9 protein-coding genes and 1 tRNA gene are annotated in these 15,098 nt (G+C 63.8%); 7 read left to right on the plus strand and 3 right to left on the minus strand.

Going from position 1 to position 15,098, the window contains the following annotated elements; translation table 11 throughout:
• Positions 1-21 precede the first annotated feature (21 nt).
• The 3 genes from PNO31109_RS22070 to PNO31109_RS19600 all read left to right on the plus strand — a co-directional run bounded on the left by PNO31109_RS22070 (position 22) and on the right by PNO31109_RS19600 (position 2,736).
• Positions 22-546 carry a DUF4212 domain-containing protein gene (locus tag PNO31109_RS22070; protein ID WP_206111417.1) on the plus strand — a complete coding sequence of 175 codons (525 nt, stop codon included), beginning with the start codon at positions 22-24 and terminating at the stop codon, positions 544-546.
• Positions 543-2,561 (plus strand): sodium:solute symporter family protein, encoded by a 2,019-nt coding sequence (locus PNO31109_RS19595; protein ID WP_150557125.1) that lies wholly within the window; start codon positions 543-545, stop codon positions 2,559-2,561. The genes PNO31109_RS22070 and PNO31109_RS19595 overlap by 4 nt, the downstream gene beginning before the upstream one ends.
• 84 nt (positions 2,562-2,645) lie before the next feature.
• A tRNA-Ser gene (locus PNO31109_RS19600) sits at positions 2,646-2,736 on the plus strand.
• Between the two features lie 69 nt (positions 2,737-2,805).
• Here the strand turns inward: PNO31109_RS19600 and PNO31109_RS19605 are convergent.
• Positions 2,806-3,075, minus strand: a complete 270-nt coding sequence (locus PNO31109_RS19605) for a site-specific integrase (RefSeq protein ID WP_174966478.1) — start codon at positions 3,073-3,075, stop codon at positions 2,806-2,808.
• 800 nt (positions 3,076-3,875) lie between these two features.
• On the opposite strand from PNO31109_RS19605, the gene PNO31109_RS19610 reads away from it, so the two are divergent.
• Positions 3,876-4,943 carry a P63C domain-containing protein gene (locus tag PNO31109_RS19610; RefSeq protein WP_150557126.1) on the plus strand — a complete coding sequence of 356 codons (1,068 nt, stop codon included), beginning with the start codon at positions 3,876-3,878 and terminating at the stop codon, positions 4,941-4,943.
• 707 nt (positions 4,944-5,650) lie between these two features.
• Here the strand turns inward: PNO31109_RS19610 and PNO31109_RS19615 are convergent.
• The gene (locus PNO31109_RS19615) at positions 5,651-6,523 is read right to left on the minus strand and encodes a LysR family transcriptional regulator (RefSeq protein WP_150557127.1); all 873 of its coding nucleotides are present in this window, start codon (positions 6,521-6,523) and stop codon (positions 5,651-5,653) included.
• A gap of 290 nt (positions 6,524-6,813) precedes the next feature.
• Here PNO31109_RS19615 and PNO31109_RS19620 point away from each other — a divergent pair, with 290 nt between their 5' ends.
• From PNO31109_RS19620 to PNO31109_RS19630, 3 genes are all read left to right on the plus strand, one after another.
• Positions 6,814-8,139 (plus strand): MFS transporter, encoded by a 1,326-nt coding sequence (locus PNO31109_RS19620; RefSeq protein WP_150557128.1) that lies wholly within the window; start codon positions 6,814-6,816, stop codon positions 8,137-8,139.
• Between the two features lie 231 nt (positions 8,140-8,370).
• A complete protein-coding gene (locus tag PNO31109_RS19625; RefSeq protein WP_150557129.1) occupies positions 8,371-9,561 on the plus strand; it encodes a M20 aminoacylase family protein in 1,191 nt (396 codons plus the stop codon).
• 5 nt (positions 9,562-9,566) lie between these two features.
• A complete protein-coding gene (locus tag PNO31109_RS19630) occupies positions 9,567-10,676 on the plus strand; it encodes a M14 family metallopeptidase (RefSeq protein WP_241014062.1) in 1,110 nt (369 codons plus the stop codon).
• Positions 10,677-11,024: 348 nt separating this feature from the next.
• On the opposite strand, the gene PNO31109_RS19635 is transcribed toward PNO31109_RS19630, so the two are convergent.
• On the minus strand, positions 11,025-14,681 hold the full coding sequence (locus tag PNO31109_RS19635) for an autotransporter outer membrane beta-barrel domain-containing protein (RefSeq protein ID WP_150557130.1): 3,657 nt from the start codon (positions 14,679-14,681) through the stop codon (positions 11,025-11,027).
• Between the last annotated feature and the right edge of the window lie 417 nt (positions 14,682-15,098).

The following is a 15,098-nucleotide window of genomic DNA, read 5'->3' on the forward strand; positions in this document are numbered from 1 at the left end:
GCGGCCCCGCCCCCGGCTGCCATGCACAAACGTTCGCAGACTGGCGAGCGCGAGGCTGTGGGCGCGACGCCGGCCGCGGCCGGCGGGGCCGAGCTCGACTGGCACGGCGCTGCCGCGCAAATCGCCGTACGTCACTGGCGGCGCACCCTGGGGCTCGTCGCGGTGTTGATGGTGATCGGGTTCGCAGTAACGTTCGTGCCGCAGTTCTGGGCGCGCGAATGGGCCGGAGTGCGTTTTGCCGGATGGCCGTTGCCGTTCTACATGGGCGCGCAGGGCTCGATCCTGACCGACATTGGCCTGATCGTCATCTACGCGTGGCTGCAGCGCAGCAACGATGCGCGCTACCGGCGCGAGCTGCATGCGTTGCGCGAGGCGCATCGCGCGAGTCTCGGCCTCGACGACGAGGCTCTCGCCGACGATCGGGCGTCTGCCACGTCCGGGCGCGCTTCCTCACGCACGTTCCCCGTCTCGGGTGCTTCCCGTACCTCCGGCACCTCCCGCGCCTCCAGCACCTCCCGCGCCGATCCGGCGCCCGACCTCCGATGAGTTTCACGCGCAGACTGCTGCGTTATTACCTCTACTACACGGCGGGATTTCTCGCGTTCGTGCTGATGATCGGTTTGCTCGAACGGGTCAATGGCCCGGGCGTGTGGATCGGTTATGCGTTTCTGTTCGTGACGATTGCCGTCTACGCGGTCATCGGCCTGATTTCGCGGACGTCCGATGCGACCGAGTACTACGTGGCGGGGCGTCGCGTGCCGCCCGTGTTCAACGGAATGGCGTGCGCGGCCGACTGGATGAGCGCGGCGTCGTTCATGGGGCTCGCGGGCTCGCTGTACGTCTCCGGCTACGACGGTCTCGCGTATGTCATGGGATGGACGGGCGGGTACTGCCTCGTGGCGTTTTTGCTGGCGCCATATTTGCGCAAGATGGGGCGCTACACGGTGCCGGATTTCCTCGGCACGCGATACGACAGCAACCTCGTGCGGGCGCTGGGCGTTTTCTCGACGATCCTGTGTTCGTTCGTCTATCTCGTCGCGCAGATTCAGGGCGTGGGGCTGATTGCGTCACGCTTCATCGGTGTCGAGTTCACGATCGGGATCTTCTTCGGGCTGGCGGGCATCCTGGTGTGCTCGTTCCTCGGAGGGATGCGCGCGGTCACGTGGACTCAGGTGGCCCAGTACATCATCATGATCACGGCGTTCCTGCTACCCACGGCGATGATCGGCCATCAGACCGGCAACGGCTGGTTCCCGCAGTTCACCTACGGACAGGCGCTCGCGAAGGTGGAGTCCCTGGAGCGCGAGATTCAGCAGTCGGTGCCTGAGCGCGAGGTGCGCGAGCACTATCGCGAGCAGGCCGAGCAGATGCAGCGGCGGCTCGACGGGCTGCCCGACAGTTTCTACAGTGAGCGCGCGGAGCTTGAGCGCCAGTTGCTCGATACGAAGCGCCGCAACGGGCCGTTGCGGGATGTGAAGGTGCTCGAGGCGAAGCTCGAGGCGTTTCCGCGCGACGTGGGCGAAGCGCAGACACAGTGGCTCGAGATGCGCAACCAGTATGCCGAGCGCAGCGAGCCGCCACACGCGATGACGGATCCGTTTCCCGCGCGCGACGGCACGACGCGCAGCGCGCAGCGCCTGAACTTCGTGCTGTTGATGGTGTGTCTGATGATCGGCACGGCGAGCTTGCCGCACATCCTGACGCGATACGGCACGACCGCGACGGTGCAGGGCGCGCGCAGTTCGGTGGGATGGACGCTGTTTTTCGTGGCGTTGCTGTACGTGAGCGCGCCGGCGTTGGCGGTGATGCTCAAGTACGACGTGCTGCTGCATCTCGTGGGGGCGCGCTACGACAACCTGCCCGGGTGGGTGACGCAATGGCGGCACGCGACGCCGGTGCAACTCGACGTCGCCGACGTCTATCGCGACGGGGTGGTGCAGTGGGGCGAAGTCTGGATGCAGCCGGACATGCTGGTGCTGGCGGGCCCGGAGATTGCGGGTTTGCCATATGTGATTTCGGGGCTGGTCGCGGCAGGGGCGCTGGCGGCGGTGCTGTCGACGGCGGACGGGTTGCTGCTGACGATCGCGAATGCGTTGTCGCACGACGTGTATTTCCACATGATCGACCGGAACGCGTCGAGCCAGAAGCGAGTGACGACCTCGAAGATCCTGTTGTTGTGCGTGGCGATGTTTGCGTCCTACGTAACGTCGCTGAAGCTGGGGAACATTCTGTTTCTCGTGGGCGCGGCGTTTTCGTTGGCGGCGTCGTGCCTTTTTCCGGCGTTGGTGCTGGGAGTGTTCTGGAAGGGGACCACGCGGCTGGGCGCGACGGCAGGGATGGTGAGCGGGCTGCTGGTGTGCGTGTACTACATCACGACGACGTACCCGTTCTTCACCCGGCTGACGGGCTTTGCGGGGACGCGCTGGTGGGGCGTGGATCCGATTGCGGCGGGAGCGTTCGGGGTGCCGGTCGGGTTTGCGGTGGCGATCCTGTTCAGTTTGCTGGGCGGCCGTGCGAGCGAGCGAGACCGCCATCTGGTGGACCATCTGCGTCGCCCGTGAGAGTGGGCGGCGAAGAAATTTGAGGGTGGCGCACCCAAAAGGTATGGGATGTTGCCGACGATCTGCTATAATGCGCGACCTTCAGGAGAGATGGATGAGTGGTTTAAGTCGCACGCCTGGAAAGCGTGTATAGGTTAATAGCCTATCGGGGGTTCGAATCCCCCTCTCTCCGCCACCAGAATTAATGCGGGTTTCCGGGAAGTTCGGGAAACCCGTTTGTGTCACAGGTCGGGTGTTGTGTCATTCAACCCGATTTCTTGAGCGGATTCACACGCTCCGCCTTCCGCCGATATATACGCTGCGTTGTTCTGCTGTCCGCATGCGAGAGCAGGGCACGGGCTTGCTCAAGCGTCTCCGCGTCGCTCGCAGCTTTGGCACGAATGTCGTGCTCGCTGAACGGGACCGTGACCTTCGTTTCCGCCATAACGCGGGCCATGAAGTCGGCCCAGAGAGATTCCCACCCGCCCGCGCGTCCATGTTCCTTGACGTAGCACTCACCCTTGACGTATTCCACCTGATGGAGTCCGACGTCGAGCAGGAGGTGTATGGCGTGCCGAAGTCTTGCCCGTGCTCAATGTGGCATGGCTCAACGAGTCGGCCACGCATGGCTGGTCAAGCAGGCGCGAGCGCAACGATTCGATGGCGACCAGCCATCCACCCACGTCTTGGCGCCACGCCGCCCGTATCAATTCCATTTCCTCCCGGCACGCGGCCAGCACGCCGTGCAGCCGATGGATTTCCCACAACAGTTCCCGCACCTCTGGAGAGGTGCTCGAGTCCATATCGCGCGCAGGTCTTGGCTAGTCAGGGCACGGCGTTCGGTCGCGGTGGAATGGCGTCGGCGCATGGTTGCAAAATACTGTATGCGCATACAGTATTGTAGCGCAAACCCTAGACCGTATGAGAGGGCTCCCAACGGGCCGATGGCCCGGAAAGGGAGGGCATGGCGACGGGGGGCGCAGGCCGTCACAGGCCGCGCAGGGACGCTGGCGCCGCCGTTTTTTTCGGCCCGCCCCGACGCGCCCCCTAGACCCCCGCGCGCGCGGTCATGACCCCGCCACGCCTGCGCGCTTGATACAACACTTTTTATGCACCTTTGCGCTGACCGCTGGAGGCCCGTCAGTAGGGGCGCTGCACGGCGTTTCGGGGTGCATAGACAGTGTGCAGTTTCATGCGCGACGCTTGTACACATTATGAGCCGAAGGCACGACGGAAGATGGAGCCTTGGTGGTTGCACGTATATTTATAAAAATGCTTGCATTATCCCAACCAAGGTCGGATAGAATGCTAGCACCTCTACAAAAGGTGCTTGCAATGAGTGAAGATCAAGTGACTGGCCGCGCACGCGGAGGACGGGCCCGAGCAGAGAAACTGAGCGCAGATGAGCGTTCGGCGATTGCGAGCCAAGCCGCTCAAAAGCGCTGGGCGGACAGGGGGGAGGGCAACTCGGTCACAACTGGCATTCCGAAAGTCTTACAGGAGTTCTCCAGCGACCTGAATCTTGGTGGGATGAAGTTACCTTGTGCGGTCATTCAGGGGCCCGCAGGTGTGCAGCGCGTTCTTACTGAGCATGGGATAACTAATGCCATTCTCGGTGGGCGAAGCGGTGCGTCCCAGCGTCTCAAGCGATCTGCCGAAGCGGCCGGCGGGCTTCTGCCTTTGTTCATTGCACCCGGTCAACTGAGCAAGTTCATCGACCCGGAATTGCGGGCCAGCACGCTGAAGCCTATCGACTACGAGGACCATGGTCGTGTTGTTCGAGGATATGACGCGGCAGTTCTGCCAGCCGTATGTAACATTTGGCTTAAAGCACGAGAAGCGGGCGCGTTGCAGAAGCAACAGTTAGGAAAAGCTCAGAAGGCCGAGATCCTGATGCGGGCACTTGCCGAAACGGGCATTGTGGCGCTCATCGACGAGGCTACCGGGTATGAGCGTGTAAAGCCGCAAAATGCGCTACAGCTATACATCGAGAAGCTCATTCGGAAAGAACTTGCAGCATGGGCGAAAAAATTCCCAGATGAGTTTTACGAAAACATTTACAAACTGAAGGGCTGGCACTGGCCTGGGATGACGAAGAATCGCTACAGCGTCGTTGCACACTATACTCGTGATCTGGTGTACGCGCGTTTAGGGCCGGGAGTGCTCCGCGAGCTAGAGCAGAGGAGCCCGAAGAACGAAAATGGCAACCGGGCTAACAAGCTCCACCAGTGGCTAACGGATGATGTTGGTAATCCGATGCTCGCTCAGCACTTGCACTCGATTATTCTATTCCAGCGATTAGCAATCGCGAACGGTCATGGGTGGAACCGGTTTGTGAAGACCGTCGACCAGGTGCTGCCGAAAAAGGGGGAAACGATGGAGCTTCCTTTTGAATTTACCTGATGGATTAAGTGGGGGCGCGAGAAAGAGCGGCCAAACAGATTTTCGGTCAGTCTTTGCCTCAGCGGCCGACAAGCCGATGATCTACGGCTAGACGCGTCTCCGCTACCAATATGCGCTTGATGTCGTTTAGTTCGTCGCCTTTCGCCAGCTTAAGAAGTCTGGTCCCGATAGGCTCGATTAGCTCGACTCCATCGAAAGGAGTGACCTCGATCGAAATGCTCCATGACGACTTGCAATCGACAATATCAATGTCAATTTGGCGTCCGCGATAAACGAAATTGATCAGCGGCACGGGGAGGTTGCGCCTAGACGCGACCTGGTCGAGATATGGAGAGTGTACGGCAGCCGGTGCATCAGCCGAGGAGCGTGTCATTCGGCTAATGCGGAACTAGTGTTTTCAAGCACTTACGAAAACGCGAGCACCAATTCTGTGACACACCGAAATTGGAGTAGGCTATTGATATTTGGTGGGAATTTGTTGTTGACCCTGTAAGTTAACAGCCTATCGGGGGTTCGAATCCCCCTCTCTCCGCCAGTTACACCGCCGGTAGGAAAAACCGGTTAAACAAGCGATGAAACAATTAAACCCTTGGATTCCAAGGGTTTTTTTGTTTGCGCTGTCCGCGGCTTACAAGCTGGCTCCGAGGGGGCAACCGCTTAAGGGGAGCAAGTTCGCACAGCCGGCCGCACCGCCCGCGCAGCGCTTCTCATCCCTGCGCCATTACCTGTTGCGCAATGGCCGACGTAATTCCCATCTTGTCGTGACGGGTGCGTTCCAGCAATCCGATACTGCGTTGTTCGCTCACACCCGGCAGGGGGATCACGCGCAGCGAATCTTCCTGCGCCCACGTCGCGCTGCGCAGTAGTGGCACCACCGCAATGCCCACGCGTTGACGGACCAACGCCGCAATGCCTTCGATCGACGTCAGTTCAAGAAAGTCGGTGACTCTCACGTGCTGGCGTCTCACTGCGCGGTCGATCAGTGCGCCGGTGCGCTGCGTCCTGTCAAAACGCAGGAACCGCTCCGTCTCCAGCAGCTTCGTGACCGAGCCCGACTTCAACGCCGACGACGCCAGCAGCACCAACGGCTCGCGGTACAACGGCGTCCAGCGCACGCCTGCCGGGCGCCTTCCGGACGGCTCCACCAGCACCGCACAATCGATCTCGCCCGCATCCAGGGCCGCCGTCAATTCGATGGACCGCGCCGTCCGGATCAGTATCTCGAGATGCGGTTGTGCCTGTTTGATCCGAGACACGGCGCGCGCCAATGCACTCACCGCCGATTCCACCGCACCGATCTTTACCGGGCCGGCTGTCGATTCGATACCGGCGGCCAACATTCGCATTGTCTGATACTGCGCGAGCAGTTGCTCGGCGTGCGGCAGCAAGACACGCGCCATTGCATTGAGCGTCACCGACCGCCCCACGCGATCGAACAGCGGATGGCCGAATTCCTCTTCCAGCGCCCGCATTTGCATGCTGACCGCCGACTGCGTCATCGCGAGATGTTCGGCCGCCGAAGCGAACGACCCGTATCTCGCGACCGCCGCAAAGGTCTTCATGAATCGCAAATTGCTCATAACCCGCTCGCGCAAAGTGGCCCGGACTCACACGGCATCCGGGAGAAACCAGGGACGGACCCAGGGACGGGCCCAGGGACGCAATCGCAGCAAACCCCCGGGAAAACCCGTCGGGAAGCTCATCGGCATGGCGCTTCAGACGCCCGAAACCCGGAGGTCGATTCATCAAAAAAATTGCGATGAAAGACCACAAATTCTAGCTTTTATCGGTTTTTTGGCACAAGCAGAATGGGGCGAAGCGAGTGCGGTGGGTTTGCCGCGAAAACACTTCATAGAAGAGGAGTATCCCCATGGAAGTCTCGGTTGCGCGCGACAGCGGCGCGAGCTCGGCGGTTTCGGAGCGCTCCGCAAGGCGCATCGATGTCGGCGTCATCGCGGTGTCCACCATAGGCAACGCGCTCGAATGGTTCGATTTCACCGTGTTCACGTTCTTCGCGGCCAATATCGCGCGACAGTTCTTCCCCAGCGATAACCCGACCGCGGCCCTGCTCGCCGCATGGACAACCTTCGGGGTGGGTTTCCTCACGCGCCCGCTCGGCGGCATCGTGCTCGGCGCCTACGCCGACAAGCACGGCCGAAAGGCCGCGCTGCTCATGACGATCTCCGTCATGGCGCTTGGCGTCGCCGTCATCGCGTTCGCCCCGACCTACGCCCAGATCGGCATCGCCGCCCCCGTGCTCATGCTCATCGGCCGCTTCCTCCAGGGGTTCTCGGCCGGCGGCGAAGTCGGCAGCGCAACGGCATTCCTCGTCGAACACGCACCGGTCGAGCGACGCGGCGTGTATGGCAGCTTCCAGATGATTGCGCAGGCGTGCAGCATGCTGCTCGGCGCCATCGTTTCGGTAGGCATTACGCAAGCGCTCACGCCCGAGCAGATCGACGCCTTCGGCTGGCGAATCCCGTTCGTGATCGGCCTGCTGATCGTGCCGGTCGGCCTGTACGTGCGCTCGCGGCTCGACGAGTCACCCGTGTTCAAGGACGCGCGCGGCAAACTGACCGAAAAGCGCTCGCCGTTCTTCGAGTCGATCACGGCGCACTGGCGTCAGGTGCTCGCCGGCTTCGGCCTGACCGTCTACGGCACCATCGGCACCTACATCTTCTATTACTACATGCCGAGCTATGCGACGAAGTCGCTGGGCATTCCGTTCAAGAGCAGCGTGATCGCCTCGCTGTGCGCCGCCGTTGCCTACATCGTCGGGACGTTTGCCTCGGGGCGCATCTCCGACGCCATCGGCCGCAAGAAGCCCATGGTCGCCTCCGCGCTCATCAGCCTGGTCGTTGCGTATCCGCTGTTCCTCGCCGTGAGTCACGTACCGACATTACCGATGCTGATTTTCGTGCAGTGCTGCCTGATGCTCACGCTCGGACTGTTCCAGGGCTCGTACTGCGCTTTCGTGTGTGAGCTTTTCCCGTCGCGGGTGCGAGCCACGTCGATGGCCATCGGCTACAACTTTGCCGTGATGATCTTCGGCGGCTTTGCCGGCGCCATCGCCACGCTGCTCATCGGGTGGACGGGCGACAAACTCGCCGTGGTCTACTACGGCCTGTTCGGGGCGGCCGTGGGGCTCGTGACGATCCTGCTGCTCCGGGATCGCTCGCGCCAGCCGCTGCTGTAGCGGCCGGCAGTCGGCACGCCGCAACCGCCCGGCTCGGCACCGCTCGACACCACCCGGTATTGCCAGCATTGGCCGGTACTGCGTCACATCACTCATCAAGGCCGTCGGCAGAGCGCTGCCGACGGGCCTGCCGGAATCCCTCTCAACCGCCCCTGTCCACATGGCGCGACGCGCCCGCGTGACCGTCCACGCGCCCGCCATCCCGGGGCTATCCATCAAGAGACGACACCTATGTCCATCATTCCTGAAATCGCCCAACGCTCGGCCGAGCTGCAAGCCATCCGACGCGACATTCACGCCCACCCCGAACTGCGCTACGAAGAGGCCCGCACGTCGGACATCGTGGCGAAACTGCTCGAGTCCTGGGGCATCGAAGTCACCCGCGGCCTCGGCAAGACGGGGGTTGTCGGCGTGCTGCGCAACGGCACCGGCAAGAAGGTCATCGGCTTGCGTGCCGACATGGACGCACTGCCCATTCAGGAATTGAACACGTTCGAGCACGCGTCGAAATACGCCGGCAAGATGCACGCCTGCGGCCACGACGGCCACACTGCCATGCTGCTCGGCGCCGCGCAGCATCTCGCCGAACACCGCACTTTCGATGGCACCATCGTTTTCATCTTTCAGCCGGCGGAAGAGGGCGGCGGCGGCGCGAAGGCCATGCTCGAAGACGGCCTGTTCGAAAAATTCCCGGTCGACGCCGTGTTCGCGCTGCACAATTGGCCGGGCCTTGCCGCCGGTAGCTTCGGTGCCCGGGTGGGCGCCACGCAGGCGTCGAGCAACGAGTTCCGTATCGTGGTCAAGGGCACCGGCGCGCACGCGGCCATGCCGCACGACGGTATCGACCCTGTGCTGACGGCCATGCAGATCGGCACCGGCCTGCAGAGCATCATGACGCGCAACAAACGTCCCATCGACGCTGCGGTGCTCTCCATCACGCAGATGCAGGCGGGCGAAGCGATCAACGTCATCCCGAACACCGCCACGCTCGCAGGCACCGTGCGCACGTTCTCGCTCGAGGTGCTCGATCTCGTCGAGACGCGCATGCGCGAATTCTGCGAGTCCACCGCCGCCGCCTACGGGTGCACCGTCGAGTTCTCCTTCATTCGCAACTACCCGCCCACCGTCAACACGGCGGCCGAGACACAGTTCGCCCTCAACGTCATGAAGGAAATCGTGGGGCGCGATCACGTGGTCGATCCCATCGATCCGACGATGGGGGCGGAGGACTTCTCGTTCTTTCTGCTCGAGCGGCCGGGCTGCTACGCGTACATCGGCAACGGAACGGGAGACCACAGGGCGCACGGTCACGGGCTCGGTCCCTGCATGCTGCACAACACCAGCTACGATTTCAACGACGACGTGCTCACGCTGGGTTCGACCTACTGGGTACGCCTGGCCGAAGCGTTTCTCGTGGGGTGATGTCCATGAGCGCGAGTTCCCTCATGCGCCCATTCGCGCATCTGTTTTCGGATAGTTACCGGCTCGCGAGGCAGCGCTTTGCCGAAGCGGCGCAATTGGCGAGCGTCGATCTCGAGAGTCACGTCATCCCCGATGTCGCCGGACGCGAGGGCGAGGCCCTGGCTACCGATGTCGTGCGGCTGGGCGCGCCGCATGCGCGACGGTTGTTGATCGTGACGTCCGGCACGCACGGCGTGGAGGGCTTCTGCGGCAGCGCCGCGCAAATCGCGCTGCTTGGCGACGTCGGGATCAGGGCGCGCCTGTCGGCAGCGGGCGTGGCCATTCTTGTCGTGCATGCGATCAATCCATTTGGCTTTTCCTGGCTTTCGCGCACGAACGAGGACAACGTCGATCTGAACCGCAACGGCGTCGACTTCACGCAGGCGCTGCCCGTCAACGACGACTACGCAGCGCTGCACGCGCTGCTCGTGCCCCCGGCGTGGCCGCCCTCTGAAGGCAACGTGCGCGCCATTGCCGAATACATCGCCACGCACGGCGAAGCCGCCTATCAGCGTGCGTTGACCATCGGACAGTACACTTTTCCCGACGGCCTGTTCTACGGCGGACGCGGGCCGGTGTGGAGCACCCGGCTCATGTGCACGCTGATCGAGACGCATGCCAGACGGTGCGACGCCATCGGGTGGATCGACTTTCATACCGGGCTCGGCCCGCCCGGGCACGGCGAGAAGATCTGCGTGGGGGCACTGGACGCCGGGGAACTGTCTCGCGCCCGCGCGTGGTGGGGCGCGGATCTGGCCAGTCCCATCGACGGGACGACCGTCGCGTCGAACGTCGGCGGTCCGCTGCTCGATACGCTGCGCCGCGCGCGGCCCGACGCCGAGGTAACGGCCATGGCGATCGAGTACGGCACGGTGCCGCTCGTCGACATGCTTCACATGCTGCGCGCGGACGCGTGGCTGAGACAGCATCCCGATGCGCCGGCCGCGCAGGCGGCAGCCATTCGCGAAGCGGTGCGGCAGGCGTTCTGCTTCGATGATCCCGTATGGCAGGGGCAAATCCTCGGGCAGGCCCGCGTGGCGATCCTGCAGGCCGTGACGGGGCTGGCGCGAAGCTAAGGCGCGGCCTCGCACTGGTGATGCGATGCCGATGCGGGGGGGGCGGCCAGAGCGCGATCGAATCCGCGCCCTGCGGCGCGCAAGCCGTGTCGTGCGAACAGCACCGCGCAAACCGCGCCGCGACCGCCCGCGCCGCCTGGCCGTCCCACAGGCGGCGTTGATTGTCTCAGAAGGGCGGAATTGACCGTTTGAAAATATTCGCTTTCACCCGTCAAACCCTCCGCGTCCGTGCGTCATGGCCGAACTTCTCCCGATATGCGGCCGGACTCGTGTGGGGGAAGCGCCGGCGGAAAAGTTCGGGAATCCGGCAAATCTCCTCTAGCGCAAGACACGGGACCCGGCAGATGCTCACCAGTTGAAGCGAACGCCTGCCATGCCGGCGGTTGCGCTTTGAGGATTGCGGCCGCCGCCGACCGACCAACGGTAGCTGGCCTGGCCGTAAAAGCTCAGTTTCCGATTCACCTGTGCGGTGACGCCGGCCCCCACCTCCAGCGCCGTGTTGCCAAAGCGGGCCTCGACCGAAGGCGACGACTGCCCGAAAAGCGCGCTGTCAGTGCCGGAGAAGGCGTGCCAGAGGTTGATTCGCGCGTAGGGCTGCCACAGCGTGCCTCGCCCGTCGCGCTTCGTGTATTGCAACCGGGCCCCCAGGCGTGCGGTCCAGGCCGCGCCGGCATCCCAGTCCACGCTCGAGTACTGGTCTCGCGACCGGTCCACCGACACGCCCTGGTATACGATCTGTGCTTGCGGCTCGATCAGCCAGTCGCCGTCCCGACCGAAATGGACGGGATAGCCCGCCTCGAGCGAGCCCGCGTAGGCCGTTGCATGGGTCGATAGTCCGGCCCCATAGAGAGACGTTGCCTTCGCGTCGTACCAGCTTCCCTGGAACACCGCGTCGAGATACCAGCCGCTCGGGCCAAAGTGCGTCCAATACCCCCCGACCGACGGACCATTCATCGACAATTGGCCCACCGTCAGGTCCTGCGTGCCCAAGGCGAAGCCGCGCACCGACTCGGAATGGTAGTCGGAGTATGCGAGATACACGCCGGCGTGGTCGCGGTGGCCGCTGTCCGTCGTCCGCCGGAAGATGTCCAAGCCTGTCTGGAACCCGACCAGATTGCCCGTCGCGCTCGCATCGACCGTCCCGCTCCAGCGGTTGCGCACGCGTTGTCCGAACACCCGTCCCCAGACGCCGTTCGCATACGTCCGAGGCGCCGGCGCATCACGCAGGTTCTCTTCTTCGCCGACGCGCTCATGCAGCGTTCCCAGCGTTGCAAGACCCATCTGCCGGGCGATCGCAGGGATGGGCGTGTAGAGCGCCACTTCCGGGCGGTAGAGCGGAATTTCCGTACCGCTTGGTGCAGCGGGGTCTGTCGGTGCAGCGACGAGATGAGACCGCAGGAACCAGTCGTTCGGGTCCGTGCTTCCGCCGCGAAAGAGTTGGTACTCATAGGCGCCAGCGGCGACGCGCTGACCTAGCGTGAAGGCGCTGGCCGCGGTCGTGCCGCCGCCGCTCACCTGCACCAGTCGAATGCCGTCTGCCACGGTCTGTGCGCCGGCGCCGCCGGTATTACTGACGATCACCGACGTCGTGCCGGTGGCCTGACCACCATTGATCACCAGCAGATTGGTCGGCGAGTTGTCGGCGCCAAGATAAGTGTTGAAGCCGATGCGGCTGCCGGCAATGCCCGTGTAGTTTCCAACCGTCAGCGTGCTGTAGGCGCCCGGCCGGGCGACGAACTGGACCAGACCGGCATTGGCGACCGTACCGGTGGCGTTCGAGTCGCCGGTGACGTTCCAGACACTGAGGGCGTCGATCGAGACATCGGTTGCGTTTCGTGCCATACCCGTCCAGACGCTGCTCTGGGCTAGCGCCACGTCGGCGGTGTTGCCGGCGTCGGCCTGCAGGTCGCCCGTCCATTGCGATGCGCTGAGGTCGGCGCTGGCAGTGTTTCCCGACCCGGTCAACGCCAGATTGCCGGTCCAGTTGCTGCTGACGAGACGATAGGCGAGGGCCGAAGGGTCGACGACGATGTCGCCGGCGAGCGAGGGCATATTGGCAATGTTCAGCGTCAGATCGCTTGGCGTGCCCGCCGCATTCTCGGTCACTCGCGCCAGCAGCAGCCGGCCATCGACGACGGCAGGCGTCACCGCGGTGCCACCGCTGATCGAGACGATGCCTGTCCCGCCTTCGGCCAGCACGATCGCGCCGTGGGCGGCGCTCAGGCTGCCGCCGGTCACCGACACCGTGCTCGCCGTGCCGCCCGTCAGGTGGATCGCCGCCGAGCCCGCGCCACTTACCGCGACTGTGGTCCCGGACGCGGTCACTGTGCCGCCGTTGGCCGCGGCGACACCATGCGCGGCGTTGCCCGCCGTGGTCATGGCCGTGCCGGTCAGCGTGATAGCGCTGCCGGCATCCTGCGCGGAAGCCCCGAAGGCGTTCTGCCCCTGCGTGGCGACCTTGGCGTCCGTGGCGGTAATTGTGCCGCCCGCCATCGCGTGCAGGCCCACGGCGTTCGCGTTCGTGGTGGTGACCGAAGTGCCGGACAGCGCAATACGGCTGCCGACGTCGGTTGCCCGAGCGCCGTCGGCGCCGCCGAGCGCGACGGTGTCGGCCCCGCGCGTCGTGATCGCGCCTCCGACGATCGAGGCCACAGCGCCCTGGCTGACCCGAACGCCGATGGCGCCGTCGCCGTTCGTGGTGATACTGGTGCGCTCGGCCTGCAACTGGCTGCCCGCGCCGACCACATCGGCGCCGTGAGCCTCCAGGCCTATTTCTGTGTCCGGGAACTGCAAGGCCGGCGGATTGCCGCCGGTCGTCCGGAATCCGGTGGTGATCTCGGTGTCCGCCACGGTGACCGAGCCAGCGTCCGTGACGAGCACGCCGGCACCGGAAGGGCCGGAGGTGCGCACGATGGTGCCGGTCAGAGCGATCGTGCTGCCGCCGCTCGCCGCAGCGCCAGGGGAGCTGGGTTGGTAGGTGAAGACGCCGTAGCCCGCGAAGGCAATCCTGCCGCCCGCATCCGCCCACAGGCCCGGGCTGTTTGCGCCATACGTTGCCGAAGTCGCACCACGGATTACCCGAACGACGCTGCCCGCGCCTCGGGCGAGTATGCCGGGGGAGTTCGCGATGACGATGTTTCCGTAATAGTCGCCTGTCACGATGGCGCTGCCGTCGACATCGATCTGTCCGCCGGCAGCCGCAGACAGCCCTGGGCTGCCATTGCCGTAGACGTTCACGTAGGCGTTGTTCAACGTGAGACGACTGCCCACGCCTGAAGCCGCGGCCCCCGGCGCGTTGTCGCCGTAGCTGAACGTGCTCAGGTCGTCGAGGGTGATCGCACCGCCGGTATCCGTGAAGACAGCGGAGGCGCCCGCCCCGAGGGTCGTGACGTTGGTGCGGGTCAGATTGATCGCCCCGCCACTGGCCGCATAGGCGCCATGAGCGCCGTCGAGAGCCGTGTTCAACTCGCTATCGACGAGCGACACGCTGCTGCCCCTACCGATCGCCCTTGCGCCGTAAGCGCCGGCGCCATTCGTATAGACGATTGTATTGCTGCCGGTGATCTGCCCCCCGTCCTCGGCATGAAGCCCGTGGCCGTCGGCGCCATCGGTGGTGATCGATGTGCTGTTCAGTGACGTGCCGGTCAAGGTGATTTTCCCGCCGCCGGTGGCATGCGCGCCGTAGCCGCTGCCGGTGGCGTTCAGGATCACGGAGGTGCCGCTGTAGGCACCGGAGCCGGAGACCTCGACCACGGGCGCAGAACCCGCACTTTCTCGCGTGGTGGATGCCGGATCGGAACAACTGCCGGACGATATGCTGAGCGCGGCCGGGGCGACGGCGCATTGGGCGAGCGCGTGCGCGGAGGGCAGCAGCGCCGTCACCGCAGTCGTCAAGACGGCACGATGGCAAGCGATCGAGCCCCATATCCCCTTTTTCCGCAAACCGCTGTCCCACGCGCTGGAGGCGGGAACGGCGAACGACGTCTTCACGTGGTTTTCACGCAATCGATGAGCTCCTCTGTCGGGATTGACTCAGATTGGGAACTGCCGTGGGACAGTGGCAGGCGGTTTTTATAAAAACTTATCTTCGACCGACGATAGCAAATATTGCTTCGGAGTATAAATCAGTATTAACTAGGAGGACGGCTGCTGTGTTATTTCTGCTCGTCCGAGAAAAAAACCGGTATTGAATTGGGATTCGGGAATTATTCCGGCGCCGCCACATTTTGCCGGGGCGCGGGAACGGCCATGCCGGCTGGCGCGACGATATTGATCACCTGGCTTACATTCGTTCCCACAAGGCACAATGAATTCGGGACATCGTATATTTCTTATTAACCGGTATCCATGATGGCAATTGCCGGAATTCCGGTTCCATACACCGCAACAAGACCTGCGTCCTGCCTATAACGGTTCAGAGCG

It is taken from the genome of Pandoraea nosoerga, assembly GCF_902459585.1.
Taxonomy (GTDB): Bacteria; Pseudomonadota; Gammaproteobacteria; order Burkholderiales; family Burkholderiaceae; genus Pandoraea; species Pandoraea nosoerga.

Bases quoted from the DNA above. Each gene is read 5' to 3' on its own strand.
- PNO31109_RS19620 (WP_150557128.1), top strand. From the start codon at position 6,814: ATGGAAGTCTCGGTTGCGCGCGACAGCGGCGCGAGCTCGGCGGTTTCG.
- PNO31109_RS19630 (WP_241014062.1), top strand. From the start codon at position 9,567: ATGAGCGCGAGTTCCCTCATGCGCCCATTCGCGCATCTGTTTTCGGAT.
- PNO31109_RS19610 (WP_150557126.1), top strand. From the start codon at position 3,876: ATGAGTGAAGATCAAGTGACTGGCCGCGCACGCGGAGGACGGGCCCGA.
- PNO31109_RS19615 (WP_150557127.1), bottom strand. From the start codon at position 6,523: ATGAGCAATTTGCGATTCATGAAGACCTTTGCGGCGGTCGCGAGATAC.
- PNO31109_RS19625 (WP_150557129.1), top strand. From the start codon at position 8,371: ATGTCCATCATTCCTGAAATCGCCCAACGCTCGGCCGAGCTGCAAGCC.
- PNO31109_RS19595 (WP_150557125.1), top strand. From the start codon at position 543: ATGAGTTTCACGCGCAGACTGCTGCGTTATTACCTCTACTACACGGCG.
- PNO31109_RS22070 (WP_206111417.1), top strand. From the start codon at position 22: ATGCACAAACGTTCGCAGACTGGCGAGCGCGAGGCTGTGGGCGCGACG.